Raw genomic sequence first — 26996 nt, 5'->3', positions numbered from 1 at the left:
ACCCCGCCCATGGCAGAACTGGTCTACCGTCCCGTCGTCGGTTTCGCGAAGACGTTGTTCAAGGTGTGGGACCTCAAGATCGACTGCAAGGGGTCGGAGAACATCCCGCGCACCGGTGGCGCCGTTCTGGTGAGCAATCACATCAGCTACCTGGACTTCATCTTCAACGGCCTGGCGGCGCTGCCGCAGAAGCGGCTGGTGCGGTTCATGGCCAAGGACGCGGTCTTCCGGCACAAGGTGTCGGGTCCGCTGATGCGCGGGATGAAGCACATCCCCGTGGACCGGTCGCAGGGCGAGGCCGCGTACGCGCACGCGCTGAACTCGCTGCGCTCCGGCGAGATCGTGGGCGTGTTCCCGGAGGCCACCATCTCGGAGTCCTTCACGCTGAAGAGCTTCAAGTCGGGTGCGGCGCGGCTCGCCCAGGAGGCGGGCGTCCCGCTGGTCCCGATGGCGCTGTGGGGCACCCAGCGGCTGTGGACCAAGGGTCACCCGCGCAACTTCAAGCGCAGCCACACCCCCATCACCGTCCGGGTCGGCGAGGCGGTGGAGGCTCCGCGCGACCAGTACGCGGGTGCGATCACCCGCCGGCTGCGCGAGCGTGTCCAGGACCTCCTGGACGCCGCCCAGCGCGCCTATCCCGCCCGCCCCAAGTCCCCCGAGGACTCCTGGTGGCTCCCGGCCCACCTCGGCGGCACGGCCCCGACGGCGGAGCAACTGCGGGCGGTCCAGGCGCTCTGAGGCGGGACGAGCGGACAACGAAGCCGGGGCGCGGACGATCATCGTCCGCGCCCCGGCTTCGCCGGTCTCACCGCCTGGGGCGGGCTTCAGCGCGCCATCTCCTCCTTGAGCGCCGACACGAACAGGTCGACGTCGTCCTCTGTCGTGTCGAAGGAGCACATCCAGCGGACGTCGCCGGCCGTCTCGTCCCAGAAGTAGAAGCGGAAGCGCTTCTGGAGGCGTTCGCTCACGTCGTGCGGGAGGCGGGCGAAGACGCCGTTGGACTGGACGGGGTAGAGGATCTCCACGCCGTCCACCGCGCGGGCGCCCTCCGCCAGGCGCTGGGCCATCTCGTTGGCGTGGCGGGCGTTGCGGAGCCAGAGGTCCTTGGCGTACAGGGCCTCCAACTGCACCGACACGAAGCGCATCTTGGAGGCGAGCTGCATGGACAGCTTGCGCAGGTGCTTCATGTGGGAGACGGCGTCCTGGTTGATCACCACGACCGCCTCGCCGAGCAGGGCGCCGTTCTTCGTCCCGCCGAGGGAGAGGATGTCGACGCCGGCCGCGTTGGTGAAGGTCCGCATGGGGACGTTCAGGGAGGCGGCGGCGTTCGATATGCGGGAGCCGTCCAGGTGCACCTTCATGCCGTGCGCGTGGGCGTGCTCGCAGATCGCGCGGACCTCGCCGGGCGTGTAGAGGGTGCCCAGCTCGGTGGACTGGGTGATCGAGACGACCTGCGGCTTGGCCCGGTGCTCGTCGTCGAAGCCCCAGGCCTGGCGGTCGATCAGCTCGGGCGTGAGCTTGCCGTCCGGCGTGGGCACGGTGAGCAGCTTGAGGCCGCCCATGCGCTCGGGGGCACCGCCCTCGTCCACGTTGATGTGCGCGCTCTCGGCGCAGATCACCGCGCCCCAGCGGTCGGTGACCGCCTGGAGCGCGACGACGTTCGCGCCGGTGCCGTTGAACACCGGGAACGCCTCGGCGGTGGCGCCGAAGTGGCCCCGGATGATCCGCTGGAGGTTCCCGGTGTACTCGTCCTCGCCGTACGCCACCTGGTGGCCGCCGTTGGCCAGGGCCACGGCGGCCAGCACCTCGGGGTGCGCACCGGCGTAGTTGTCGCTGGCGAAGCCCCGGACCGTCGGGTCGTGACGACGACGCGCGTCGGTCCGGGGAGGGTTCACGGCTTCTCGGTCAGCCACAGACGGGTTCCGTTCACTTCGGCGGCGGGCTCGTTCCAGACGCCGGCGACGGCGTCGGCCAGGTCCTTGACGTCCGTGAAGCCCGCGAACTTCGCGTTGGGGCGCTCGGCGCGCATCGCGTCGTGCACCAACGCCTTCACCACCAGGATCGCAGCGGCGGCGCGCGGCCCGTCCTCGCCCCCGGCCTTGCGGAAGCCGTCGGCCATGGCGAGCGTCCACGCCTCGGCGGCGGCCTTGGCGGCGGAGTACGCCGCGTTGCCCGCCGTGGGCTTGGCGGCGCCCGCGGCGCTGATCAGCAGGTAGCGGCCGTTGCCGGCGCGCTGGAGACCGTCGTAGAACGCCAGTGACGTGTTCTGGACGGTGCGGATCAGCAGCTTCTCCAGCAGGTCCCAGTCGGCGAGGTCGGTGGCGTCGAACGTGGCGCCGCCGCGCCAGCCGCCGACCAGGTGGACCAGGCCGTCGATCCGGCCGTGCTCCTTCTCGATGCCCGCGGCCCAGGCCCGGGTGGAGTCGAGGTCGAGCAGGTCGACCGTCTCGCCGGTGACCGTGGCACCGCCGTTGGCGTAGCGGGCCGCGTCCACGGCCTCCGCCAGCCGGGCGGGGTCGTTGTCCGCGCCGACGACGGTCGCCCCCGCCTCGGCCAGCCGGACCAGGGCCGCGCGCCCCGCCGGTCCGCCCGCTCCGGCGACCGCGATCACCGCACCCCGCAGAACCCCGTTGCCCATCGTCTTCCTCTCCCGCTCCGCGCTCTCGTGTACGCCGCTGTCGTGGACGTCGCTCTCGTCGACGTCGCTCACCTGGAGGCCGTCGCTCACGCGGCAGTCCGCTCGGCGTCGTCCCGACGAATGCCCTTGGTCGAGGCAATCACGTTCTTCAGCTTCTTGGACAGGGCCTCATAGAACATGCTGAGCGGAAACTCGTCCGGCAGCACGTCGTCCACGAGCTTGCGCGGCGGCAGGCTCAGGTCGAGGGCGTCGGGGCCCTTGGCCCACTTGGAGCCGGGGTGCGGGGCGAGGTAGGTCGCGACCAGCTCGTAGCCGGCGAACCAGTGGACCAGCTTGGGCCGGTCGATGCCGTCGCGGTAGAGCTGCTCGATGTCGGCGCACAGCCGGTTGGTGACCTCGGGGGCGCGCTCCCAGTCGATGGTGAGCTTGTTGTCGGTCCAGCGGACCACATCGTGCTTGTGCAGGTAGGCGAAGAGCAGCTGGCCGCCGAGCCCGTCGTAGTTGCGGACGCGGTCGCCGGTGACCGGGAAGCGGAACATGCGGTCGAAGAGGACCGCGTACTGCACGTCACGGGCCTGCGGGACGCCGTCCGACTCCAGCTTCACGGCCTCCTTGAAGGCGGTGAGGTCACAGCGCAGCTCCTCCAGGCCGTACATCCAGAACGGCTGGCGCTGCTTGATCATGAACGGGTCGAAGGGCAGGTCGCCATGGCTGTGGGTGCGGTCGTGGACCATGTCCCAGAGCACGAAGGCCTCTTCGCAGCGCTTCTGGTCGTGGACCATCTCCGCGATGTCCCCGGGCAGCTCCAGGCCGAGGAGGGCGACGGCGGCGTCGGTGACCTTGCGGAAGCGCGCGGCCTCGCGGTCGCAGAAGATGCCGCCCCAGGAGAAACGTTCCGGCGCCTCGCGGACGGCGATGGTCTCCGGGAAGAGGACGGCGGAGTTGGTGTCGTAGCCCGAGGTGAAGTCCTCGAAGGTGATGCCGCAGAACAGCGGGTTGTCGTACCGCGTGCGCTCCAGCTCGGCCAGCCAGTCGGGCCAGACCATGCGCAGGACGACCGCCTCCAGATTGCGGTCCGGGTTGCCGTTCTGCGTGTACATCGGGAAGACGACCAGGTGCTGGAGTCCGTGCTCGCGGCGCGCGGCGGGCTGGAAGGCCAGCAGCGAGTCGAGGAAGTCCGGCACCCCGAAGCCGCCCTCGGCCCAGCGGCGCAGGTCCTTCACGAGGGCCTCGTGGTAGGCGGCGTCGTGCGGGAGCAGCGGGGCCAGCTGCCCGACGGCCTCCGTCACCCGGCGGACGGCCGCCTCGGCGTCGGCCCGCGCGGGCGCGCCCTCGGCCTCGAAGTCGATCGATCCGTCCTTGGACTGCCATGGCCGGATCCGCTCCACGGCATCCTTGAGCATCGGCCAGGCCGGGTGCTCAATCACCCTGGTCAGCGAAGGAAGCTGCTCCTCCGCACCCGCCTGCACAAGAATTTCCGTCATGACCCATCCTCCACGGGAGAACCTCGCGTATGGACACCGTATGCATACCCGGTTTCGCCGAACAAGAGGGGTCTCGGGAAATTATTCTGCGCAGCCGCCATTGGACCGCCGTTTTTCCTGCGGTAAACCGTGACGGCGCTCACTTCCGCCGGACGGGTACGGCCATGCCGGCGCCTGCGGGTTTCAGCCACCCCGCGCGCGGGCAGCGGCACACGGTCCGTGACGGAGCGGACGCACATGAAGAGCCATCCCGGGACGGGGCCATTAGGCTGCGGAACGTGCCGCGCGGTCGACGACGTCCGTCGGGTCCGCGGACCGGGCCGCCGTCGACGGAAGCGAGTTGAACCTTGAACTTCCTTACCATCGGACACCGCGGGGTCAAGGGCGTCGAGCCCGAGAACACCCTTCGTTCCTTCGTCGCCGCGCAGCAGGCCGGCCTCGACGTCATCGAACTCGACCTGCACCTCAGCAAGGACGGCGCGCTGGTCGTCATGCACGACGCCGAGGTGGACCGCACCACCGACGGCACCGGGGCGATCTCCGAGAAGACCCTCGCCGAGCTGCGCGCGCTGGACGCGGGGCTCGGGGAGCAGGTGCCGGTCTTCGAAGAGGTCCTGGACGCGGTGAGCGTGCCCCTCCAGGCGGAGATCAAGGACGAGGCGGCGGCCAAGGCGCTCGCCGAGGTCATGCACCGCCGGGACCTGGTCTCCCGCGTGGAGGTGTCCTCCTTCCACGACGACGCGGTGGCGGAGATCTCCCGGCTGGTGCCCGGGGTGCGCACCGCCCTGATCGCGAGCCGGTACGGCACCGACGTGGTGGACCGGGCCGTGGCGGTGGGTGCCGCGACCGTCTGTCTCAACATCCGCCGGCTCACCCAGGAGATCGTGGAGAAGGCGCGCGCGGCGGACCTGCGGATCGTGGCCTGGGTGGTCAACACCCAGGACGACCTGCGTCTGGTGCGCGCGCTCCAGCTCGACGGGGCGACGACGGACTATCCGGAGATCAAGCGCACGGGCCGCTTCACGGCCTGAGCCGCCCGAGCGGCCTGCGCCGTCGAGCCGCGCCCGCCCGAGCCGCCCGGGGCGGCCGCCGGGTCACACCAGCGGCTTGACCAGCAGCTCGAAGCGCAGGTCGGCGCGGCGCGGTATGCCGAAGCGCTCGTCGCCGTACGGGAAGGGCGAGGTCTTTCCCGTACGGCGGTAGCCCCGGCGCTCGTACCAGGCGATCAGGTCCTCGCGGACGGAGATCACCGTCATGTGCATCTCGGTGACGCCCCAGGCCTCGCGGACCTGCCGCTCCGCCTCCGTCATGACGGCCTTGCCCAGGCCCTCTCCCTGGAGGGCGGGGCTGACCGCGAACATGCCGAAGTAGGCGTACTCACCCCGGTGTTCGAGCTGGCAGCAGGCGACGGCGCGGCCGTCGCGCTCCACGACGAGCAGCCGGCTGTCGGGCGACTTGACGATCTCCCGCACGCCCTCGGGGTCGGTCCGCTGCCCGTCCAGGATGTCCGCCTCGGTGGTCCAGCCGGCCCGGCTCGCCTCGCCCCGGTACGCCGACTCGACCAGCGCGACGAGGGTGTCCACGTCGGCGTCGGTCGCGTCACGGAAGGTCAGTCCGGTGGGGTGGTTCATGGAATGTTCTCCGACTTCTCGGGCGCGGCTCGGCCAGGGTCGAGGGTAACCGGCCCATTAGGCTTCGCCCGCATGGTGCATGTACTCGGCAGTCGTCTGCTCGTCCGCCCGACCGACCCCGACCGTTCCCGCGCCTTCTACGGGGAACAGCTGGGCCTCGCCGTCCACCGGGAGTTCGGTACGGGTCCGGAGCGCGGGACCGTCTACTTTCTGGGCGGCGGTTTCCTGGAGGTCTCGGGGCGCGCGCAGACCCCGCCGTCCCCCGAGGTGCGGCTGTGGCTCCAGGTCCCGGATCTGCGGGCCGCGCACAAGGAGCTGCGGGAGAAGGGCGTGGACATCGTGCGGGCGCCGGAGCGGGAGCCGTGGGGGCTGGACGAGATGTGGATCGCGGACCCGGACGGCATCCCGATCGTGCTGGTGGAGGTCCCGGCGGAGCATCCGCTGCGGTACCGGCCGGGGATCTGACGGCGGGAGCCCTCCCGGAGCCGGGCCGGCTCCCTCAGGCGCGCAGGGCGCCCGAGTGGCCCTCCAGTCCGTTGAGGAGCACCGCGAGCAGGTCGGACAGCTCCTCCTGCCCCTCGGGCGCGAGGGCGGACAACACGGCCTTCTCGTAGGCGAGTTGCTCGGGCAGGAGGCCGTCCACGAGGTCGCGGCCCGCGTCGGTGAGGCGGAGGTGGGCCACCCGGCGGTCGCGGGTGTCGGCGCGCCGCTCGACGAGACCGGTCTCGGTGAGCCGCTTGAGGCGCTTGGTCACGGCGGCCCCGGAGGAGAAGGTCTCCCGGGCCAGCTCGCCGGGGGTGAGTTCATGGCCGGTGCGGCGCAGCGCGCCGAGCAGGTCGAACTCGGCGCGGCTGAGTCCCGCGCGGCGCAGCGGGGCGTCCTCGGCCTGCTGGAGCAGGGCGGCACAGCGGTTGATCCGGCCGATGACCTCCATGGGCCCGGTGTCGAGCCCGGGGTGCACGGCGCGCCACTGGGCGACGACCGAGGCGACGGTGTCGGCGCGTGCGGCGCCACCGGTGTCATCGGTGGCACCAGTGCCGCTCGTACCGCCGGTGCCGCCGGTGCCGCCCGTACCCTCGGCCGTCGGTCCGGGGCCGTCCGTCCGTTCGTCCCCGGTGTCCGGCTGCCCGTTGCTCGCCGTCATGGCCGTACTGCCTCCGTCGTCCCGCTGTCGTGCGCCTGCGCGGGCGCGCCCCGTGTGTGCCGCGCCGTCTCGCCGAGCGTACGGTGTCCCGCCCGCTCGGCGCGCAGGAGCCGCTCCTCGGGCAGGGGCCGCTGCCACCACTCCCCCAGCGCGGTGTCGGCCGTGACGCGCAGGTCGACCAGGGCGACGGCCAGGGCGCGGCGGGCGGGTTCCAGGGTGCCCGGCCGGGGCCGCGCGAGCAGCCGGTCGGCGTGGGCGCGGGCCTCCTCGACGGCGGTGAGGGCGTGCTCCAGGTGCCGTCCGGCGCGGCGGTTGGTGACGAGGACGGCGGCGGCGAAGCCGGTCAGGGCGCCGACCAGGGTGTCCAGGACGCGCTGGGTCATCAGCGCGCCGGGGTCCTGGAGGTGGGCGAACTCGGTGATGAGCAGTGCCATGGGGGTCACGCAGACGCTGCCGAGCCAGTAGTTGCGGGCGATCAGCGCCTCGGCGCCGAAGTTGCAGGCCGCGCAGCACAGCACCAGGACCACCGGGTGGAGGTGGGTGAGCGGGGCGAGGGCGGCGAAGAGGAGCACGCCGAGCAGGTTGCCGAGGACCCGCTGGAGGGCGCGGCTCCAGGTGCGGGTGACGTTGGCCTGGTACAGCGCGGCGGCGGTGACGAGGGCCCAGGAGGGGCGGCCGACACCGAGTGCGAGGGCCGCGTAGCCGGCGAGCGCGCAGCCGAGGGCGGTACGGAGGGCGAGCGGGGCGAGGTGCGCCAGGGGGACGGGGCGGGGGCGGGGGTACGGCGGTTCCGGCGCCGTGACGGCGGCGCCGGGGACGGGGCCGGTGCCGCGCAGGGCGTCGGCGTGGGCGCGGAGTACGGCGGCGTCGGCGTCCGGGGTCGCGAGGGCGGTCTCGGCCTCGGTCAGCAGGGCGGCGAGGGCCCGCCGGGTGGGGTCGGGGCGGACGCCGGAGGCGTGCAGGGCGGACCGGGCGGTGTGCAGGGCGGCGTAGGCGGCCGTACGGGCCGCTCCCGCGCCGCCGCCCACCTGGGCGGCGACCGCGCGCAGGGCCGCCGCGACGGCACGGCGTTCGGGGCCGTGCGGGCGGAAGAGGCCCGGGGCCATGCCGATCAGCCAGGCCCAGGCACCCGCGCCGAGCGCGAGGGCGAGGTGGCCGGGGATCTGGCCGGGAGTCTGCGGGACGAAGAGCGCGGCGGACATGACGAAGGCGACGACCACGTTCCCGGGCGGTCCGATCCGGGTGGCCTCGCAGACGGTCTTCTGCACGGCGGCCAGCAGGGCGCCGACGGTCACCAGGACCACCGGGTCGGAGGTGAGCGACGCGGTGAGGAGGGCGGCGGCCAGACCGGCGGTCATGCCGAGGACCACCAGGGCGAGGACGCGGGCCCGGGCGGCGTACGGGCGGTCGTGGGCGTAGAGCGCGCACAGCGCCCCGGCCATCGTGTAGAGGGCGAGGTCGAGCCGGCCGAGGGCCAGCAGGACGAGGTTGGGCGGGAGGGTCGAGGCCACCACGCTGAGGGCGGGTTTGAACCAGATCGCGGAGGGCCGTCCGAGACGGAGCGTCTGAGCGAGCGGGAGGGGGCGGAGGGACAGGCTGCTCATATCGATGAACTTAGCATGTGTTTTATCTGTAAAACATCTACCCTCGGCGGGCGCGCGCTCCGGCGAGTGCTCCCCGTGTACCTCCTTGCGCTCGCGTGCGCTCCGCGTGTCGTGGGCATCGCATCCCTCGACCGACGTCGAACGGGGGTGGTGGGCGTGCACGGTCCGGCTTCACCGGCCTGGCTGCTGGTCGCGCTGTGCGCGGCGACCGGGGCCTACTGTCTGCTGCGGATGCGCAGCGGTGTCGAGGAGCAGCGCCGCGCGGCGGGCGGCGAGGCGCTGATGGGCTTCGGGATGGCGGCGATGGCGGTCCCGGCGGCGGTGTTCGCTCCCCCGCGCTGGGTGTGGCCGGTGTACGCGGCCGTGTTCGGCGCGGCCGCGCTGCGCGCGCTGTGGGCGGCGCGCCGGGACGCCCACCATCTGCACCATCTGATGGGCACCTCGGCGATGGTCTACATGTCCGTGGTGATGGCGGCCGCCCCGGCCGGGCACCACCACATGCCCGGCGGTTCGGGGGTGGCCCCGGTGACCGGCGTGCTGCTGCTGTACTTCACCGGCTATGTGCTGCTGACCGGGGCCCGCCTGGTGCCGGCCGCGGCGGCCCCGGGGCCGGGTTCGGGGCGGTGGGGCGACCGGACCGAACTGGCGCGCGTCTGCCGGCTGTCGATGGGGATAGGCACGGTCGCGATGCTGCTGACGATGTGAGGGCCCGGCCGCCTGCGGCATACGTCAACATCCGCCGCGCGCCGGGGCGTTGTCTGCGTCACTTCGGCGGACCGCGGGGCCCTGGCCACCCGTCCCACCCATAGGGTGCTGCCCATGATGGTCCCCGTGGCGCTGCTGCTGCTCGGCATCCTGACCTCCGCCGCCGCTCCCCGGCTGCTCGGGCGGGCGGACTGGCCGGACCGGGAGCCGGTGGTGGCGCTGTGGGCGTGGCAGTGCGTGGTGGCGGCCGTGCTGCTGTGCTGCGCGCTGTCGATGACGCTCAGCGCGGCGGCGGCCTGGCAGGCGGTGCGCGGGCGGGTGTTCGCCCCGGCACCGCACGCGGTCGTCGAGGCGTACGCCCTCGGCACGGGCGGCGTATGGGCGGCCGGGACGGCGGTGGCCCTCGCGTGCGGCGGTCTGTGGAGCGCGGCGATGCTGGTCCGCGAGGTGGTACGGGTCCGGCAGGACCGTGAGCGGCACCGCGCCGAACTCCTGCTCCGCGCGCCGCTGTTGCCCGGGGAGGTGCCGGCGGAGGGGCGGCTCGTGGTGCTGGAGGGCGAGCGGCCAGACGCCTGGTGGCTGTCCGGCACGGCACCCCGGCTCGTCGTCACCACGGCCGCGCTGCGCCGCCTGAAAGGGCGTCAGCTCGACGCCCTGCTCGCCCATGAGCAGGGTCACGCGCGCGCCCGGCACGACTGGCTGCTGCACTGTTCGGCCGCGCTGGCGGACGGTTTCCCGCGCGTGCCGGTGTTCGCCGCGTTCCGCGACGAGATGCACCGGCTGGTCGAACTGGCCGCCGACGACACCGCCTCCCGGCGCTTCGGCCGCGTGACGACGGCGCTCGCGCTGGTCGAACTCAACCACCACCGGGGCGTGTTCGGGCCGTGCCCCACCCCGCAGTCCCATGTGCCGCAGCGGGTGGACCGACTGCTGACCGCCCCCGAGCGGCTTCCGGCGCCCCGGCGGCTGCGGCTGACGGCGGCGGCCGCGCTGGTCCCGGTGATTCCGGTGCTGGTGACGCTCGTTCCGGCGCTGCGGGCACTGGGCTAGGGCTCCGGGCGCCGGGCCGGCGGGCGCTTGGAGCGCCGACGCGCCGGGAGCGGTGGGATGCCCATGTACCGCCGTATGTACGAGGATCGCGGCATGTGTGACCAGCTCTCCAGGACCGTGCCCGACCGCCGCCCCTCCCCCGCTGCCCGGACGGCCGCTCTCGTGGCGGCCGTCCTCGCCGTCTGCTGCGCCGTGCTGGCGTCGCTGGTGGCGGCCGAGTGGCAGCCGCTGGCCTCGGCGGACGGTTCGGTCTCCCGGACGACGCACCGCTGGGCGGTCCGCGAGGGCGGGGTCACCTCCGTCACGCGGGTGGTGTCGGACTGGGTCCTCGATCCGCTGACCATGCGGCTGGTGTGCGCGGTCGTGGCGCTGTGGCTGCTGTGGCGCCGGGCGGCCTGGCGGTCGGCGCTGTGGCTGGTGCTGACCTGCGGGGTGGCGGTGGTGGTGCAGCAGTCGGTGAAGGCCGCCGTGGGCAGGCCGCGTCCGGTGTGGCCGGACCCGGTGGACTCCGCGCGCTTCGCGGCCTTTCCCTCCGGCCACGCGATGACGGCGACCGTGGTGTGCGGTCTGCTGCTGTGGCTGCTGTACCGGGCCGGTGTACGCGGAGCCCTGTGGCGGGCGGCCGTCGCGGTGGCGCTGCTCGCGGTGGTGGGCGTCGGCGCGACCCGGGTGTGGCTCGGGGTGCACTGGCCCTCGGACGTGCTGGGCGGCTGGCTGTTCGGGGCGCTGGTGGTGGCGGTGGCGGTCGTGGTGCACGAGTGGCCCCGGTGTGGCGTACGGGGGCGCGGGCAGGGGTAGTCACGCCCTCATGAACGCCGTCCTGTTCGATTTCTCCGGCACCCTGTTCCGTATCGAGTCGGCCGAGTCGTGGCTGCGGGCCGGGCTCGCGGCCACCGGTGCCCGGCTCGGGGAGGCCGAATTCGCCGCCACGGCACGGCGGTTGGAGGAGGCCGGGGCGCTCCCGGGCGGCGCGGAACCGCTGCGCGTGCCGGACGCGCTGGCGCACCTGTGGGCGACCCGCGACGAGAGCGCCGCCGCCCACCGGGCCGCCTACACCGGCCTCTCCCGGCTCGTCCCGCTGCCCGACCCGGACCTGCACGACGTGCTGTACGACCGGCACATGACACCGGCCGCGTGGTCGCCGTACCCGGACGCGGCGGACGTGCTGCGCAAGTTGCGGGAACGCGGGACCGCGATCGGGGTCGTCAGCAACATCGGCTGGGACCTGCGTCCGGTGTTCCGCGCGCACGGGCTCGACGCGTACGTGGACACCTATGTGCTGTCCTACGAGCACGGGATGAAGAAGCCCGACCCCGGGCTCTTCTCGCTGGCCTGCGAGCGGCTGGGCGTCGATCCGGGCGAGGCGCTGATGGTCGGCGACAGCCGGCCGGCGGACGGGGGCGCGGCCGCGCTCGGCTGCCGGGTGCACTTCGTGGACCACCTGCCGGTGGACCGGCGTCCGGACGCGCTGCTGCCGGTGCTGGACCTGAGCGGCTGAGGGCACGGGGAACGAGGTCGCGGGTGAATACCGCGAAACGGCTCACCGGTGGGCCGGCCGCCTGAGACGATCCCCCGCGTCGCCCCAGACGGACGGCACCACCGAGCAGGCCCCGCGCGAAGCGGTGCCTGGTCCGACGAGTATAGTTGGCCGCCAGCCAGTCAACGCAGGAGTTCCACGATGTCCCCGCGCAGCGCCTCGGTCAACGAAGAGCTGCGCCGCCGTTCCCGGGAGCGTCTGCTGCAGGCCGCGGTGGAGCTGGTCGGCGAACGCGGCTACGACGCGACCACCCTCGGCGACATCGCGGACCGCGCCGGTTCGGCGCGCGGGCTGGTGTCGTACTACTTCCCCGGCAAGCGCCAGCTGGTGCAGTCCGCCGTGCACCGGCTGATGCACCGCACGCTGGAGGAGGCGCTGGAGCGGGAGCCGCGCACCGAGGACGGCCGCGAGCGGCTGGCCCGCGCGGTCGACGCGATCCTGGGCCTGGCCCGGGACCGGCCCGTGCTCATGCGCCAGCACATGGCCGGGCTGCTCCAGGCCGAGGGCTTCGTGCAGTGTCCGGAGCAGCAGCGCCTCTCGGAGCTGCTCGGCGACACGGTCGCGCGGTACGGCTCGGCGGACGTTCCCGTGGACTACCCCATGCTGCGGGCGCTGCTGATGGGCGCGGTGTACGCGGCGCTCGTACCCGGGGTGCCGATGCCGGTGCCGGTGCTGCGCGCGGAGCTGTTCGGGCGGTACGGCCTGGACTGGGAGCTGGGCGTGCCGCCGGAGAGCGCCGCGTGCGGGGCGGAGCAGGATCTGTCGCGGTTCTTCGCGACCGGGGAGCGGCCGGAGCCGGACCGGAGCTGAGGCCGGGCCCGAGGGCGGGCCTGAGACCGGACCCGAGAGCAGACCTGAGGCCGGCCCCGGGCCGGACCCGGGGGCGGCACCGCCCAGGTGGCCTCTCACCCCCTGCCGCGCCCGCCCGCCGGTGCCATGCTGGAGCCGTCAGGGCACTCTCCCGATGCCCTCGGGGTGAGGAGGCCGCCGTGCTGCGTGTCGCCGTCGTCGGCTCCGGACCGAGCGGGTGCTACACCGCGCAGAACCTGGTCCAGCAGCATCCTGATGTGCGGGTGGACGTGCTGGACCGGCTGCCGGCGCCCTTCGGTCTGGTGCGGTACGGCGTCGCCCCGGACCACGAGAAGATCAAGTCGCTCCAGGACAGCCTGCGGACCGTGCTGGAGCACGAGCGGGTGCGCTTCCTCGGCGGGGTCGAGGTCGGCGGCCCGGAGGGCATCGCGCCGGAGCGGCTGCGGGAGACGTACCACGCGGTCGTGTACTGCGTGGGCGCCGCCACCGGGCGCCGGCTGGGCATCCCCGGCGAGGATCTGCCGGGCAGCTGGGCGGCGACGGACTTCGTGTCCTGGTACAGCGCCCACCCGGACGCGGCGGGCCTCGGCTCGCTGAGCGACGTGCGCTCGGCGGTGGTGATCGGCGCGGGGAACGTGGCCCTCGACGTGACCCGGATGCTGGTGCGGGGCGCGGAGCAGCTGCACGGCACGGACATGCCGCAGGCGCCCCTGGACGCGCTGGCCGCGAGCGGTGTCGGCGAGGTGCACATGGCGGCGCGGCGCGGTCCCACGCAGGCCCGGTTCACCACCAAGGAGCTGCGCGAGCTGGGGCAGTTGCCCGGCGCCCAAGTCCATGTGGACCCGGCCGAGTTGGCGCTCGACCCGGCGTTCGCCGAGCTGTCCGCGCTGCCCGGCGCGCAGCGGCGCAACGCCGAGGTGCTGCGCGACTGGGCGGCCCTGCCGGGACCGGAGGCGGAGCGGAACATCCGGATGCGGTTCTTCCTGCGGCCCGTCGAGATCCTGGAGGAGGACGGCCGGGTGGGCGGGGTGCGCTTCGAGCGGACGGCGCCCGACGGGCGGGGCGGTGTGGTCGGCACAGGCCAATTCGAGGACGTGCCCGCGCAGTTGGTGCTGCGCTCGGTGGGTTATCGCGGAGCGCCGCCCGAGGGGCTGCCGTTCGCCCCGGCGACCGGGACCGTGCCGCATCAGGAGGGCCGGGTGCTGCGGGACGGGACGCCGTCGCCCGGTGAGTACGTCGCCGGGTGGATCAAGCGCGGCCCGACCGGGGTCATCGGCAGCAACCGGTCGTGCGCCAAGGAGACGGTGGCCTCGCTGCTCGCCGACGCGCCCGCGCTCGCCGCCCGCGAGGTGCCGGACGAACCGCTCACGGCGCTGCGGGAGTCGGGCGTCGAGCCGGTGCCCTGGCCGGGCTGGCTGGCCATCGAGCGGGCCGAGGCGGAGCTGGGGGCACGCCTCGGGCGGAAGGTGGTCAAACTGGCGGACTGGGACGAGCTGTTGGCGGCGGCACGGACCGTATAGGCAACGCGCGCACGGGAGTTGGCATCCCCGCGGCCCCGGCGGGGCAGGACACACGGCGGCAACACCGCGGAAATCAACAATCTGTTCAAGGCGCCTACCGTCACGTGCAGTTCGGATGCCGCTCCCCACCGCCGCTCTGGAGTACCCATGGCAGAGACCGCAGTTGTCCATCCCGTCGACGAGATACCCCCGGTGCGCGCCCTCGCGGCCTTCGGCCTTCAGCATGTGCTCGCGATGTACGCGGGCGCGGTGGCGGTGCCGTTGATCGTGGGCGGCGCGATGAAGCTGTCGGCCGCCGACCTGGCGTATCTGATCACCGCCGATCTGCTGGTGTGCGGGGTGGCGACGCTGATCCAGTGCGTCGGGTTCTGGCGGTTCGGCGTACGGCTGCCGATCATGCAGGGGTGCACGTTCGCGGCGGTCTCGCCGATGGTGCTGATCGGGACGACGGGCGGCGGACTGCCCGCGATCTACGGCGCGGTGATCGTCGCGGGGCTGGCGATCATGCTGCTCGCGCCGGTGTTCGGCAGGCTGCTGCGCTTCTTCCCGCCGCTGGTCACCGGCACGGTCATCCTGATCATCGGCGTCTCGCTGCTGCCGGTCGCGGGCGCCTGGGCGGCGGGCGGCACGGGCGCGAAGGACTTCGGGGCGCCGAGGAATCTGGCCCTCGCGGCGTTCGTGCTGCTGGTGGTGCTCGGGGTGCAGCGGTTCGCCCCGGCGTTCCTCTCCCGGATCGCCGTGCTGACCGGCATCGTGGTGGGGCTCGCGGTGGCCGTGCCGTTCGGCTTCACGGACTTCGGCGGGGTCGGGGACGCGGACTGGGTCGGGATCAGCACGCCGTTCCACTTCGGGGCGCCCGAGTTCCGGGTGTCCGCGATCGTCTCCATGCTGGTGGTGGCGCTGGTGACGATGACGGAGACCACCGGTGACCTGATCGCGGTGGGTGAGCTGACGGATCGCCGGGTGGAACCGCGTTCGCTGGCCGACGGGCTGCGCGCGGACGGTCTGTCGACCGTGCTCGGCGGGGTGTTCAACACCTTCCCGTACACGGCGTACGCGCAGAACGTGGGGCTGGTCGGGATGACCCGGGTGCGCAGCCGCTGGGTGGTCGCCGCGGCCGGGGCGCTCCTGGTGCTGCTCGGTCTGCTGCCCAAGCTGGGCGCCCTGGTGGCGGCGGTCCCGGCGCCGGTGCTCGGCGGGGCCGGGCTGGTGATGTTCGGGACGGTCGCGGCGAGCGGGCTGCGGACGCTGGCGCGGGTGGACTTCAAGGACAACCACAATCTGACGGTCGTCGCGGTCTCGGTGGCGGTCGGGATGCTGCCGGTGGGCGTGCCGGGCGTGTACGCGAGGTTCCCGGACTGGTTCCAGACGGTGATGAACAGCGGGATCAGCGCGGGGTGTCTGACCGCGATCGCGCTGAACCTGCTGTTCAACCACCTGCCGTCGCGGAACGGGGGCGCCGTCGCGGCGGAGGGGTCCGGGGCGGCGGTACCGGAGGCTCCCGCACCGAGCGCCTAGACCGCCACGCCCTCCGCTCCCTCCTCGTCCTCCTCGTCCTTCGGCAGCAGCCGTACGACCGCCTCCTCCAGGTGCGGCAGGGACCGCTGGCCCGCCACCGCGAGGAGGATCGCCAGGGCCACGCCGGTCCAGGCGACGGGCCCGAGCGGGGTGCAGCCGACGAGGCGGCTGACGCCGGGGGTCTGGATGACGGCGACCAGGACACCGGCCGAGCCGAGCGCGGTGACCCGGACCAGGGTGCTGTCGCGGCGGTCGAGGAGGGTCTGCGCGAGCTGGGTGCCGACCACTCCGCACAGCGCCATGGTGCTGGAGCGGCGGGCGGTGCCGGGGGTGAAGCGGCCGATCAGCCAGGCGGTGACGGCGCCGAGGGCGGTGGTCAGGGCGCGGTGCCGGATCTGCTGGATGAGCGGCGCGCCGAGGACGTTGCCCGCGGCATCCTCGGGGGTGGTGGTCCACTCCCCCGCCGCCGCGTCGTCGGGCGCCTTCGGGGTGACGGCGACCGCCATGGCCGGGAACAGGTCGGTGAACAGGTTGACCAGCAGCATCTGGCGGGTGGACAGCGGTGCGGTGCCCGACATCAGGGTGCCGAGGATGCCGAAGCCGACCTCGCCCGCGTTGCCGCCGATGAGGATGGCGATGGCGTCGGCGACGCTGTGCCACAGCGAGCGTCCCTCGCCGATGGCGTCGATCAGGACCGTCAGGTCGTCGTCGGTGAGCACGATGTCGGCGGCGTTGCGGGCGGCGGCCGAGCCCCGGGCGCTGATGCCCACGCCGATGTCGGCGGCGCGGATCGCGGCCGCGTCGTTGGCGCCGTCCCCGACCATGCCGACGACCCGGCCGGCGTCCCTGAGCGCCTCGACGACCTGGAGCTTCTGCTCGGGCGCGACCCGGGCGACCACTCCGGCGTCGCGCAGCATCCGGGCCCGGGTCCTGCGGTCGGCGGCGGCCAGTTCGTCCCCGGTGACGACCTCGGTGTCCTCGGGCCAGCCCAGGTCGCGGGCGATGGCGCGGGCGGTCTGCGGGTGGTCGCCGGTCAGCATGACGGGGCGTACGCCCTCCTCGTACAGGCCGTGCACCAGGGCCCGGGAGGTTTCGCGGGGTACGTCGGAGAGGGCGAGGAGGCCGTTGAACTCCAGGGCGTGCAGCGGGTCTTCGAGGACCGCCGTCTCCTCCTCGTCGTCGGCGAGGCGGCGGGCGGCGACCGCGAGGACGCGCAGTCCGTCGCCGGCCAGTTCGTGCGCGGTGACGGAGGCGCGGTCGGGGGTGCCCTCACAGGCGGGGAGCACGGTCTCGGGGGCGCCCTTGACCACCAGCAGGCGGGGTCCGTCGCCCTCGCGGCCGACGGCGGCGGCGTAGCCCCGGGCGGCCTCGAAGGACAGGCCGCCGAGCTGGGTCCACCCGAGGTCGGGTCCGGCGGCGTCGAGGACCGCCTCGTCGGTGGCGTGCACGGGCCGGCCCGAGCCGCCGTTGACGCGGGGGCAGGCGCGGGCGGCGCGCCTCAGCGTGCGCGCGGGACCGGGGTCGTCCACGGCGCCGACCGTGCCCTCGGCGTCGGAGACCCGCACCAGGCGCAGCCGGTTCTCGGTGAGGGTGCCGGTCTTGTCGAAGCAGAAGGTGTCGACGCGGCCGAGCGCCTCCAGGGTGCGCGGGGTGCGCACGAGCACGCCGTCGCGGCTGAGCCGGCGGGCCGCGGCGAGCTGGGCAACGGTGGCGACGAGCGGCAGGCCCTCGGGGACGGCGGCCACGGCGACGGCCACGCCTCCGCTGACCGCCTCGCGGACCGGGGTGCCGCGCAGCAGCGCGAGGCCGGTGACGGCGGCGCCGCCCGCGAGGGTCAACGGCAGTGCCTTGCGGGTGAGTTCCTGGAGGCGGCCCTGCACTCCGGCAGCCGGGGGCGTACGCCCCGCCAGGTGGACGGCGCGGGCGGCCTCGGTGCGCTCCCCGGTGTCGACCACGACGGCGTGGGCGGTGCCCGCCACCACGGTCGTGCCCTCGAAGACCATGCAGCGCCGTTCGGCGACGGGGGCGTGCGGGGTGGGGTCGGGGTCCTTCTGCACCGGCAGCGACTCGCCGGTGAGCGCGGACTCGTCCACCTCCAGGCCGTCCTCCCACAGGAGCCGGGCGTCGGCGGGCACCACGTCGTCGCCCTTCAGCTCGATCACGTCGCCGGGGCGCAGCTTGCCCGCGTCGACGGTCACGGTGCCGCCGGCCGGGGCCTCCTCCGGCGGGGGTGCCACGCGGGCCTTGCGCTGCTGTTCGGCCTGGAGTCCGGACAGGGCCCGTTCGGCGCGCAGCCGCTGTACTCCGCCGACGAGCGCGTTCAGGTCCAGGGCGCCGACGACGAGCAGCGCGTCCACGACCGAGCCGAGGATGGCGGAGGCCGCGGAGCCGACGGCGAGGACCGGGGTGAGCGGGTCGTCCAGCTCGCCGCGTACGGCCTGGCCGAGCTGCCAGCTCAGCCGGGCGGGGACGAGCGCGGGATGCCGTACCACGTGCCGGACGGTGTGCCGGGCCGTGGCGAGCGTGCGTTCCAGGGCGGTGGGCGGGGCGTCGGCGGTGCGGTCCAGGCGCTCCATGGCCTCGTCGGGGCCGAGTTCGTGCCAGCGCACCCGGGCGCGCGGGCGCGGGGAGCGGGCGGAGGCCACGCCGAGGGCGGCCCAGATGCCGGAGAACAGCGCGGTGAGCGCGCCGGTGTCGACGGGGGCGTGCCGCAGTCCGGGCAGCAGGGAGTGGCGCCGGCCGCCGTCGTGGCCGTCCCCGATGGCCACGAGGAGGCCGGAGAGCGCGGCGCCGGAGCGGGCGAGGACCTGTCCGCGCCTGCTCACGTCGCGGGCGACGGGGATCGCGGTCAGCAGCCGCCACACGTCGGGCAGGCCGTGCGGGGCGAGGATGTCGGCGCCCCAGACCACGGCGCCGCCGTGGTCGGTGAGCACCACGGCGATGTCGCTGCCGCGCAGCCCGGCCAGCACCTCGCGCTCCTCGGCGGTGCGGGGCCGGGCCACCGTGATGACGACGTCCTCGCGGCCCTCGGCGTGCTCGTCGTGCCGCTCGTCCGTGTCCCCGGCGTCGGCGCGCAGGCCGTACACCACGTCGTCCAGCGGGCGCCGGGCGTCCACCACCTGGTCGGCGAGTCCGGTGAAGTCCTCCAGGGCGGGGTCGTCCACCAGGACGACGCGCAGTCCCGCGCGGCGGGCTGCGTCGAGTACGGCCTCGGTCCACGGGTCGGCGAGTCCCTCCTCGGTGCGCAGCGCGCTCGGGTGGAGGACGAGGGTGCCGGCGGTCTCCAGCTGCCGCAGCCGCTCGGGGTCGCGGACGAGGACGCCGTCGCGGGCCAGGGAGGCGCCGAACACGGCGTGGAAGGCGGCGGGGGCGTAGCGGGCGGCCTTGGGCGAGCCGGCGAGTACGGCCTCGGCGGCGGAGTTCGTGTCGTGCTTGACCAGGAAGGCGGCCACCGCGCCGAGCACGCTGCCGATCGAGGCGTGGGCGGCGTAGGTCTGCGCCGGGGATTCGCGCAGGGAGGGGCGCGGGGTGTCGTCGGCGGTGACGCTGACCCGGCCGGGGGCGCACAGCTGGTCGTGGACGCTGTCGAAGGCGGCCGCGCGGGCCACGGTCTCCGCCAGCTGGCAGCCGCGCAGGGTGCCGTCGAGCACCAGGGAGGTGGGGGTCTGCCCGGCGGCGTGGACGGTGGCGTTCGCGGTGGCCAGCAGGAGGTCCATGCGGGTGGCGCCGATGCGGGCGCGCAGCAGGGCGCGGAAGCGGGGGTTCTCGCGCAGGAAGGTCACCACGGCGGTCAGGGTGCGGGGCGTGGGCGGTGTGCGCAGCAGGAAGGTGGTGACCGCGACGGAGATGCCGAGGATGTCGATGCCGAGGGTGGTCGCGGCGGCGCGCACTCCGGCGGGGTCGGCGGGGTGGGTGTTCTCCTCGGGGTCGCCGCCCGCCACGAGCAGTCCCTCGCGCTCGGCGAGGTCGGCCGCGTGGTCCACGACCCGGTCGAGCACGTCGTCCTCGGTGACGGTGACGACGAGCCGGGCCAGGCCTTCGTCCCAGTAGGCGAAGACCACGTCGGGCCGCTCGGCGAGGGCGACGGCGATCCGGCGGGCCAGGTGCGCGGTGCCGCCCTCGTGGCGTACCCGCTCGGGGTGGGCGGCGCGCAGCGGGAGGTGGGCGCGGGCGCCGGAGCGCCAGTGGGCGGGGCCGCCGGGCAGCGCGGAGCGCACGACGCGGCCCACCCGGGCGGTCGTGTCGGCGGCCCGCACTCCGGCGCGGGCGGTCCCGACCGCCGCGCCCGCCGCCATTCCGACGGCGGGCGCGGCGGCTCCCGCGAGAAGTCCGGGTACGGCGGGCAGCCGTCGTACGGCGGCGAACGGTGACGTCAGCAGCTTGAGCACCATTGCGGCGCCGTCAGAGGCTGGTGCGTTCGGGGCGGGCGGTGGGGCCGAGGGGGCCCGTGGTGCCCTTGGTGTGGCCGCCGGTGCGGTCCGGGTTGGCGTGGGGCGCCTTGACGGGGCCGGGGGGTTCCTGGTGGTGCGCCGCCGCCTCGGTGCCGGACGCTTCGGTGCCGGATGCTTCGCTGCCGGATGCTTCGCCGCCGGATCTGAGGGCGGCGGTGCCGAGGTCGTGGGGGGCGTCCGGGTCCGGGGCCGCGCCGGTCTCTCCCGCCGCTTCCTCCGCCTGGGGCGCGCCGTTCGCGGAATGTTTCGGGCGGGGCTGCGTCAGCCAGGCCACGGCCGCTCCGGTGAGGGCGACCGGCCATTCCACGACACCGGTGACCCCGAGCACCCCCGCCCCGGCGTACACGAGCGCCCGGCGGCCGCGCGGGGACACCACGCCGACCTTGTCCAGCGTCTCCTGGGCCGCCTTGCCGACCGTGGCGGCACCGGGCACTTTCCCCAGGACGGAGGCGGCGCCGCGCAGGGGCGCGGTGAGGACCGACGAGGACTTCCGCTCAGCCATGACTCTCCTCGGGTGCGTTCGCCTGCCGTGCCCCACGAGCACGCACACGCTGGTCCACCCCCTCATCCCAGGGAACGTCAGGGCGTGGCTCGCCGCCACTCAGCGGGGGCGGGCGGGGTACGGGAGAGCACCGGCCCCGGCGGCGGGACCGTTCAGCCCGACCGCAGCAGCCCGGCCAGCTCCCGCTGGTACTCCGCGTAGGCGGCCCGCAGCCGCTCCCCCGGCCAGTCCGGGGGCAGGAGTTCGGGCGGGAGTACCGGGTCGGTCAGCAGATGGCGGACCACCGCCGCGTACGCGGCCAGCCGGGCCGCCGGGGTCCCGGCCGCCTCCGCCCGGTTCAGCAGGGTGTACGCGGTCCTCGCCCAGGCGGGCAGCGGCCACAGGCGGGAGACCAGGCGCGGCGCGGGTTCGTCGGGGCGCCCCCGGTACGTCAGGGCGACGTCGTTCAGGTGCGCGGGGAGCGGCCGTTCCAGGTTGGCCGGGCGGAGCCAGACGCCCTCGCGGAGTTCGGCGAGGCGGAGTTCCCCGAGGCGGGAGCGGAGATCGGCGCGGGCGGCGGGGTCGCGGCCGGTCGCGGTGATGACGACCATCTCCCAGTCGCCGTCCCAGCCCCGCGTCAGCGGACGTACCGCCTCGTCCTGCCGCCGCTGCCGCGCGAGCAGCCGGTCGCTGAGGCCGTACACCGCGTCCGTGCGGCGCAGATCGCCCGCCGCGACCATCCGGCTCAGCGCGGCGCGCAGGGTGGAGCCGCCCACGCCGAACGGCTCGACCAGCCGGAGCAGGTCCTTCACGGGGAGCCGGGGCGGGTGCGCGCCGAGGAGCACGCTCAGGACGACCGACCGCGCGGACAGGGGGCGCGGTGCGGGGCCGTCGCCGGCCTCCGGATCTTTCATGCGCATGGGCACGTACTGTACGGGCGGATCGTTGTTGCACTATTGCTGCGACCGCAGGGAGAGTGCAACATGACCGTATGGTCTCCACACCCGCGCAGCCGCCGTCGTCCGCCACCCACGACGTCACCAACCAGCCCCCGCCGCTGGCCCCATACGACGCCTCCGCCGACCGCGCTCTCCTGGAGGGCCTGCGCCGGGAGGGCGCCGAGTGGGCCGAGGCGGACATCCGGCGCCTCGGTGTGCGCGCGGGCGGTGCGCAGGCGCAGGAGTGGGGTGAGCTGGCCAACCGGCACGAGCCGGAGCTGCGCACCCACGACCGCTACGGCAACCGCGTGGACGAGGTGGACTTCCACCCCAGCTGGCACCACCTGATGGGCGCCGCCGTCGAGGCGGGTTTGGCGGGCGCCCCGTGGGCGGACGACCGGGTCGGCGCGCACGTGGCGCGCACGGCGGGCGGTCTGGTCTGGGGGCACACGGAGGCGGGCCACGGCTGCCCCACGTCGATGACGTACGCCGCCGTACCGGCCCTGCGCGCCGAGCCGGACCTCGCCAAGGTCTACGAGCCGCTGCTGACCAGCCGGGTGTACGAGCCGGGGCTGCGCGTGCCCACCGAGAAGGCCGGGCTGCTCGCGGGGATGGGCATGACCGAGAAGCAGGGCGGCTCGGACGTGCGCACCAACACCACGGTGGCCACGCCGACCGGCGAGCCCGGGGTGTACACCCTGCGCGGGCACAAGTGGTTCACCTCGGCGCCGATGTGCGACGTGTTCCTGGTGCTGGCCCAGGCGCCCGGCGGGCTCTCCTGCTTCCTGGTGCCCCGCGTGCTGCCGGACGGCACCCGCAACACCTTCCGCATCCAGCGGCTGAAGGACAAGCTGGGCAACCGCTCCAACGCGTCCTCGGAGCCGGAGTTCGACCGTACGGTGGCCTGGCTGGTGGGTCCGGAGGGGCGCGGGGTGAAGACCATCATCGAGATGGTCAACTGCACCCGGCTCGACTGTGTGATGTCCTCGGCCACGCTCATGCGCAAGACGCTGGTCGAGGCGGGTCATCACGCCCGATACCGCAGCGCGTTCGGCGCCCGGCTGCTCGACCAGCCGCTGATGCGCAACGTCCTGGCCGACCTGGCGCTGGAATCGGAGGCGGCGACGACGCTCACCCTGCGCCTTGCCGGGGCGGCGGACCGGGCGGTGCGCGGGGACGCCGGGGAGCGGGCCTTCCGCCGGATCGCCACGGCCGTCGGCAAGTACTGGGTGACCAAGCGGGGCCCGGCCTTCACCGCCGAGGCGCTGGAGTGCCTGGGCGGCAACGGGTACGTCGAGGACTCCGGGATGCCCCGGCACTACCGGGAGGCGCCGCTGCTCTCCATCTGGGAGGGCTCGGGGAACGTCAACGCGCTGGACGTGCTGCGGGCGCTGGTGCGCGAGCCGGAGAGCGCCGAGGCGCTGTTCGCCGAACTCGCCCTGGCCGAGGGCGCGGACGCCCGCCTGGACGCGACGGTGGCCGACCTGAAGCGGCAGCTGGCCGAGGCCGACCAGGTCACCGCGCGCCGGCTGGTCGAGCGCATGGCCCTCGCCCTCCAGGCCGCCCTGCTGGTCCGCCACGCTCCGGCCCCCGTCGCGGACGCCTTCTGCGCGACCCGCCTGGCCGGCGACTGGGGGCACGCGTTCGGCACGCTTCCGGCGGGGGCGGACCTGGACGCGATCCTGGAGCGGGCGCTGCCGGAACGGGGCTGACGGCCCCTGGGCAGGGGGCTCTGCGGCCTCGTCCCGTCCTGCGGCCCCTCACCCCGTCGTGTGCCCCCACTGCGGTCCGAGTCTGGCCCACTCCGCGTCCCAGTGGGCCAGCCGGCGCCGCTCCAGGGCGGTGCGGACGACGCGGCCGCAGAGGAAGGGGACCGCGCCCGCCGCCGTACCCACCAGGGTGCCGAGGAGACCGGCGCGGAAGGTGGCCTCGGCGGCGGAGGCGGGGCGCGTGACGAGATGGCCCCGCGGGTCGGTCCACACGGTGACCGGCGTACCGGCCGGGCTGCCGGGCGCGACCCGGACCTGGCCGGTGTGGGCGGAGCCGTCCGCCACGGTCCAGCGGACCTCGGCCCAGACCCGCTCGCCGTCGGACCCCGGCTTCCGCGCGGCGGACTTGCCGGGCACGCGCGAAACGACGCGGGCGACGGCCTGATGCCAGGTGGCGCGGTCGCGGGCGAGTCCGCTGTCCACCGACCGGGCCGCCGCGAGCCCGGCCAGTACGCCGGCGAGCACCGTCAGCGCCCAGGCGCCGAGCACCACCCACGCCTCCACCACGTCGACACGGCGCCTGAGCGGGTTGCGCCGCCAGCGCCAGAGCCACACCTGCGGACCACGGAACGCCATCAAGGGCATCCTCCTCACCGAGCGCGCCGACCGGGCCGTACCGTCCTCCCATACGGGCGACTCCGCCCTGTTGCTCAGGACGGTCCGCCTTCCCGACGGTCGCACGGCGGACACCCCGCGCGCAGGAACATCCGGCAGACCGCCCGGAGGACCCCGCTTCCCGGCCGGGCCGACCCCCGCTGACCTGCGCGAACCCGGCGGACGGAGATCCAGGTCACCGGCAGAGTGGCCGAGATACGACGGCTCACTCCCCGGTACGGCGGTGGATCAGCTCCAGCAGACGCCGCACGGCCGCGTCGGCCCCCGGGCGGCACACGGCGACCACGCTCGTCTCCAGGTACGACGACGCGCCCCGCAGCGGGACGAAGACGACCCCGGGAACGGGAAAGCCGCTCAGCCGCCCGGGCAGCAGTCCGACACACAGCCCGGAGGCCACATAGCTGTACAGCCCGGAGAGATCGTCGGCCACCGCGCGGCCCCGGGGTGTGAACCCCACGTCGTGACAGGCGAGTTGGACCTGCCGGGCGAGGGTCGGCAGGGCCACCGGGTCGGGCAGGACGAAGTCCTCGTCGCTCAGTTCGGCGAGGTTCACCTCGTCGGCCCCGGCGAGGGGGTGGCCGTCCGGCAGGGCGGCGGCGATGCGCTCCACCGCGAACCGCTCGCTGACGAGGTCGTCCGACACGGAGGCGGGGTCACGGAGGAAGCCGAGGTCCAGGGCGCCGGAGCGGACCAGTTCGGCCACGGCGACCGAGGAGTCGTGGTGCAGATGCACGCGCAGGCCTGGCAGTTCCTCGGCCACCGCGCGCAGGAAGCCGGGCAGATAGAGGTGACTGAGGACGCTCACGTACCCCACGCGCACGACGCCCTCCAGGCCCGCGGCCACGCGCCGTACCCGCTCGATCGCGGCGGACTGGGCGTCCAGGAGGTGCCGGGCGTCCACGGCGAACGCCTCGCCCGCCGGGGTCAGCGCGACTCCGCCGGGACCCCGGTCGAACAGCCGCACCCCGAGCCCGCGCTCCAGGCGCTGGATCGACTGGCTGAGCGGGGGCTGGCTCATGAAGAGCCGCTCCGCCGCCCGGCCGAAGTGCCGCTCGTCGGCCACCACCAGAAACTGTTCGAGGAGGCGCTTTGTCAGATTGATATCGTCAGCCATATCGAATGCTAGCCAATCATATATTGGACAGACCTGCGCGCGAGGCGTCCACTGGATACCAGGGGATGCCACGCGACACGGCGGCGGCTCCCCGGCACTACCGGTTTCAGCAATCCCACGCGGGAGGGGCCCGGGCCTGTACGGCGGCCCTCTCCCTGGAGGCACCCCATGCGCAAGCAGGACGTCGCCCGGCTCTTCACCACCCCGGTGGATTCCCCGGCCTACGCGCCCACGCGGTACCGCTTCACCGACCGCGAGTACCTGAACATCACCTACCGCACCGACCCCGAGGCGCTGCGCCGCCTGGTCCCGGAGCCACTGACGGTCCCCGACCCGCTGGTCCGCTTCGAGGTCATGCGGATGCCCGACACCACGGGCCTGGGCGACTACACCGAGGCCGGGCAGCTCATCACCGTCGAACACGAGGGTGAGCGCGGCGAGTTCAACCTCGCGATGTACGTGAACAGCGTCCCGGCGATCTCCAGCGGCCGCGAGTACAGCGCGTACCCGAAGAAGTCCGGCTCCCCCGCGCTGTACGTCGACTCCGACACGCTGGTGGGCACGCTGGACTACGGCAGCCTGCGCGTGGCCAACGCCACCATGGGCTACAAGCAGCGCGCGATGGACCTGGACGAGGCCCGCGCCGAGATCTGCGTGCCGACGTTCATGCTCAAGACGGTGCCGAACTACGACGGCACCCCGCGCATCTGCGAACTGGTCCGCACCCGGATCACGGACATCACCGTGAAGAGCGCGTACACCGGACCCGCGCGGCTCGACCTCTTCGCGCATGTGATGGCGCCACTCGCGGATCTGCCGGTGCTGGAGGTCGTGAGCGCCAGCCACATCCTCACGGATCTGTCCCTCAACCCGGTCGAGCCGGTCTTCGACTACCTCGCCTGAGCCCGGGCGGGCGGCCCGGCGCGAGCCCCCGTCCCCCTTCCCCCCACTTCCTCCTTCGAGCTTCGAGCTTCGAGAAAGCCGCGACATCATGTCCTCTGTTTCCGAACCCACCGCTTCCGGCCCCGCCCCGCACCCCCGCAAGCGCGCCGCGATCGTCGGCGGTGGCGTCATCGGCGTCTCCTGGGCCGCCCTCTTCCTCGCGCACGGCATGGAAGTGGTCGTCAGCGACCCCCGGCCGGACATCGAGGAGATCGTCCGCGCCGGTCTCGCCGAGATCGTCCCGACCCTTGACGAACTCGGGCTGCCCACCGAGCACTTGACCGACCGGCTGTCCTTCGAGGCCGACCTCGCGACCGCCGTCGCGGACGCGGACGTGGTCCAGGAGAACGGTCCCGAGCGCCTGGACCTCAAGCAGGAGATCTGGCACACCGTCGAAGAGGCCGCCCCCGCGCACGCGTTGCTCGCGACCTCGACCTCCAGCATCCCGGCGACCGCCATCGCCGCCGGTCTGTCGCAGCCCGAACGGCTCGTCGTGGGGCACCCGTTCAACCCGCCGCACCTGGTACCGCTGGTGGAGGTCGTGCCCGGCGAGAAGACCTCGCCCGAGGTGGTCCGCGAGGCCGTGGACTTCTACACCGCGCTCGGCAAGAAGCCGCAGGTGCTGCACAAGGAGATCCCGGGCTTCGTCGCCAACCGCCTCCAGTCCGCGCTGTTCCGCGAGTGCGTGCACCTCGTCAAGGAGGGCGTGGTGACGGAGGAGGAGCTGGACGAGATCGTGACCTCCTCCATCGGGCTGCGCTGGGCCGTCGCGGGCCCGTTCCGCACCTTCCACCTCGGCGGCGGGCCCGAGGGCCTGCCCCACTTCATGGAGCACCTGGGCCGCGCCATGGCCGACCACATGTGGCCCGCCCTCGGCAACCCCACGCTGGACGACGCCACGGTCGCACTCCTCTCCGGCCAGGCCCGCGACGCCTTCGGCGACGGCACGGTGGAAGAACTGGCCGCCGCACGCGACCGCGCACAGATCGCGCTCATGCGCGCCCTGGGCGAGACCCCGGACCGGCAGGACTCCGAGCCGGCCTGA

24 protein-coding genes are annotated in these 26996 nt (G+C 74.1%); 13 read left to right on the top strand and 11 right to left on the bottom strand.

Going from position 1 to position 26996, the window contains the following annotated elements; genetic code table 11:
- Window positions 1-9 precede the first annotated feature (9 nt).
- The gene (locus AB0898_RS27505; RefSeq protein ID WP_366805681.1) at window positions 10-738 is read left to right on the top strand and encodes a lysophospholipid acyltransferase family protein; all 729 of its coding nucleotides are present in this window, start codon (window positions 10-12) and stop codon (window positions 736-738) included.
- 86 nt (window positions 739-824) lie between these two features.
- On the opposite strand, the gene AB0898_RS27500 is transcribed toward AB0898_RS27505, so the two are convergent.
- From AB0898_RS27500 to AB0898_RS27490, 3 genes are all read right to left on the bottom strand, one after another.
- A complete protein-coding gene (locus tag AB0898_RS27500) occupies window positions 825-1895 on the bottom strand; it encodes a low specificity L-threonine aldolase (protein WP_366805680.1) in 1071 nt (356 codons plus the stop codon).
- The gene (locus tag AB0898_RS27495) at window positions 1892-2638 is read right to left on the bottom strand and encodes an SDR family oxidoreductase (RefSeq protein WP_366805706.1); all 747 of its coding nucleotides are present in this window, start codon (window positions 2636-2638) and stop codon (window positions 1892-1894) included. Before AB0898_RS27495 ends, AB0898_RS27500 begins: the two co-directional genes overlap by 4 nt.
- 86 nt (window positions 2639-2724) lie before the next feature.
- Window positions 2725-4122, bottom strand: a complete 1398-nt coding sequence (locus AB0898_RS27490; protein ID WP_366805679.1) for a DUF6421 family protein — start codon at window positions 4120-4122, stop codon at window positions 2725-2727.
- A 347-nt stretch (window positions 4123-4469) separates the two neighbouring features.
- Here AB0898_RS27490 and AB0898_RS27485 point away from each other — a divergent pair, with 347 nt between their 5' ends.
- Window positions 4470-5153 carry a glycerophosphodiester phosphodiesterase family protein gene (locus AB0898_RS27485; protein ID WP_366805678.1) on the top strand — a complete coding sequence of 228 codons (684 nt, stop codon included), beginning with the start codon at window positions 4470-4472 and terminating at the stop codon, window positions 5151-5153.
- 63 nt (window positions 5154-5216) lie between these two features.
- Here the strand turns inward: AB0898_RS27485 and AB0898_RS27480 are convergent, their stop codons facing one another.
- Entirely contained in the window at window positions 5217-5753 is a 537-nt protein-coding gene (locus tag AB0898_RS27480; RefSeq protein WP_366805677.1) for a GNAT family N-acetyltransferase, read from the bottom strand.
- Window positions 5754-5825: 72 nt separating this feature from the next.
- Here AB0898_RS27480 and AB0898_RS27475 point away from each other — a divergent pair, with 72 nt between their 5' ends.
- Entirely contained in the window at window positions 5826-6218 is a 393-nt protein-coding gene (locus AB0898_RS27475; RefSeq protein WP_366805676.1) for a VOC family protein, read from the top strand.
- Window positions 6219-6252: 34 nt separating this feature from the next.
- Here the strand turns inward: AB0898_RS27475 and AB0898_RS27470 are convergent, their stop codons facing one another.
- Window positions 6253-6897, bottom strand: coding sequence for a MarR family transcriptional regulator (locus tag AB0898_RS27470; protein WP_366805675.1), 645 nt, complete (start codon window positions 6895-6897; stop codon window positions 6253-6255).
- On the bottom strand, window positions 6894-8501 hold the full coding sequence (locus tag AB0898_RS27465; protein WP_366805674.1) for an FUSC family protein: 1608 nt from the start codon (window positions 8499-8501) through the stop codon (window positions 6894-6896). The genes AB0898_RS27470 and AB0898_RS27465 overlap by 4 nt, the downstream gene beginning before the upstream one ends.
- A gap of 156 nt (window positions 8502-8657) precedes the next feature.
- Between AB0898_RS27465 and AB0898_RS27460 the strand changes: the two genes are divergently transcribed.
- From AB0898_RS27460 to AB0898_RS27430, 7 genes are all read left to right on the top strand, one after another.
- Window positions 8658-9206: a DUF5134 domain-containing protein gene (locus AB0898_RS27460; RefSeq protein WP_366805673.1), complete on the top strand. Its 549-nt coding sequence runs from the start codon at window positions 8658-8660 to the stop codon at window positions 9204-9206.
- A gap of 114 nt (window positions 9207-9320) precedes the next feature.
- Window positions 9321-10256: a M56 family metallopeptidase gene (locus AB0898_RS27455; RefSeq protein WP_366805672.1), complete on the top strand. Its 936-nt coding sequence runs from the start codon at window positions 9321-9323 to the stop codon at window positions 10254-10256.
- A 93-nt stretch (window positions 10257-10349) separates the two neighbouring features.
- The gene (locus AB0898_RS27450) at window positions 10350-11054 is read left to right on the top strand and encodes a phosphatase PAP2 family protein (protein ID WP_366805671.1); all 705 of its coding nucleotides are present in this window, start codon (window positions 10350-10352) and stop codon (window positions 11052-11054) included.
- Window positions 11055-11064: 10 nt separating this feature from the next.
- Entirely contained in the window at window positions 11065-11754 is a 690-nt protein-coding gene (locus tag AB0898_RS27445; RefSeq protein ID WP_366805670.1) for an HAD-IA family hydrolase, read from the top strand.
- A 180-nt stretch (window positions 11755-11934) separates the two neighbouring features.
- A complete protein-coding gene (locus tag AB0898_RS27440; protein WP_366805669.1) occupies window positions 11935-12603 on the top strand; it encodes a helix-turn-helix domain-containing protein in 669 nt (222 codons plus the stop codon).
- Between the two features lie 179 nt (window positions 12604-12782).
- Window positions 12783-14123, top strand: coding sequence for an FAD-dependent oxidoreductase (locus AB0898_RS27435; protein ID WP_366805668.1), 1341 nt, complete (start codon window positions 12783-12785; stop codon window positions 14121-14123).
- 147 nt (window positions 14124-14270) lie between these two features.
- A complete protein-coding gene (locus AB0898_RS27430; protein WP_366805667.1) occupies window positions 14271-15641 on the top strand; it encodes a nucleobase:cation symporter-2 family protein in 1371 nt (456 codons plus the stop codon).
- Here the strand turns inward: AB0898_RS27430 and AB0898_RS27425 are convergent.
- From AB0898_RS27425 to AB0898_RS27415, 3 genes are all read right to left on the bottom strand, one after another.
- A complete protein-coding gene (locus tag AB0898_RS27425) occupies window positions 15638-20032 on the bottom strand; it encodes a cation-translocating P-type ATPase (RefSeq protein WP_366805666.1) in 4395 nt (1464 codons plus the stop codon). The genes AB0898_RS27430 and AB0898_RS27425 overlap by 4 nt on opposite strands.
- A gap of 10 nt (window positions 20033-20042) precedes the next feature.
- Window positions 20043-20594 (bottom strand): hypothetical protein, encoded by a 552-nt coding sequence (locus AB0898_RS27420; protein ID WP_366805665.1) that lies wholly within the window; start codon window positions 20592-20594, stop codon window positions 20043-20045.
- A gap of 152 nt (window positions 20595-20746) precedes the next feature.
- The gene (locus AB0898_RS27415) at window positions 20747-21493 is read right to left on the bottom strand and encodes a PaaX family transcriptional regulator C-terminal domain-containing protein (RefSeq protein WP_366805664.1); all 747 of its coding nucleotides are present in this window, start codon (window positions 21491-21493) and stop codon (window positions 20747-20749) included.
- Between the two features lie 71 nt (window positions 21494-21564).
- Between AB0898_RS27415 and AB0898_RS27410 the strand changes: the two genes are divergently transcribed.
- The gene (locus AB0898_RS27410; protein WP_366805663.1) at window positions 21565-23223 is read left to right on the top strand and encodes an acyl-CoA dehydrogenase family protein; all 1659 of its coding nucleotides are present in this window, start codon (window positions 21565-21567) and stop codon (window positions 23221-23223) included.
- Window positions 23224-23271: 48 nt separating this feature from the next.
- Here AB0898_RS27410 and AB0898_RS27405 read toward each other — a convergent pair whose 3' ends face one another.
- Window positions 23272-23856, bottom strand: coding sequence for a hypothetical protein (locus AB0898_RS27405; protein WP_366805662.1), 585 nt, complete (start codon window positions 23854-23856; stop codon window positions 23272-23274).
- Window positions 23857-24100: 244 nt separating this feature from the next.
- Window positions 24101-25009 (bottom strand): LysR substrate-binding domain-containing protein, encoded by a 909-nt coding sequence (locus AB0898_RS27400; protein ID WP_366805661.1) that lies wholly within the window; start codon window positions 25007-25009, stop codon window positions 24101-24103.
- Window positions 25010-25177: 168 nt separating this feature from the next.
- On the opposite strand from AB0898_RS27400, the gene AB0898_RS27395 reads away from it, so the two are divergent.
- On the top strand, window positions 25178-25912 hold the full coding sequence (locus AB0898_RS27395; RefSeq protein WP_366805660.1) for an acetoacetate decarboxylase: 735 nt from the start codon (window positions 25178-25180) through the stop codon (window positions 25910-25912).
- A gap of 88 nt (window positions 25913-26000) precedes the next feature.
- Entirely contained in the window at window positions 26001-26996 is a 996-nt protein-coding gene (locus AB0898_RS27390; protein ID WP_366805659.1) for a 3-hydroxyacyl-CoA dehydrogenase NAD-binding domain-containing protein, read from the top strand.

The organism is Streptomyces sp. NPDC005435 (genome assembly GCF_040703155.1).
GTDB lineage: Bacteria > Actinomycetota > Actinomycetes > Streptomycetales > Streptomycetaceae > Streptomyces.
This window is presented reverse-complemented; position numbering and strand designations above follow the sequence as displayed.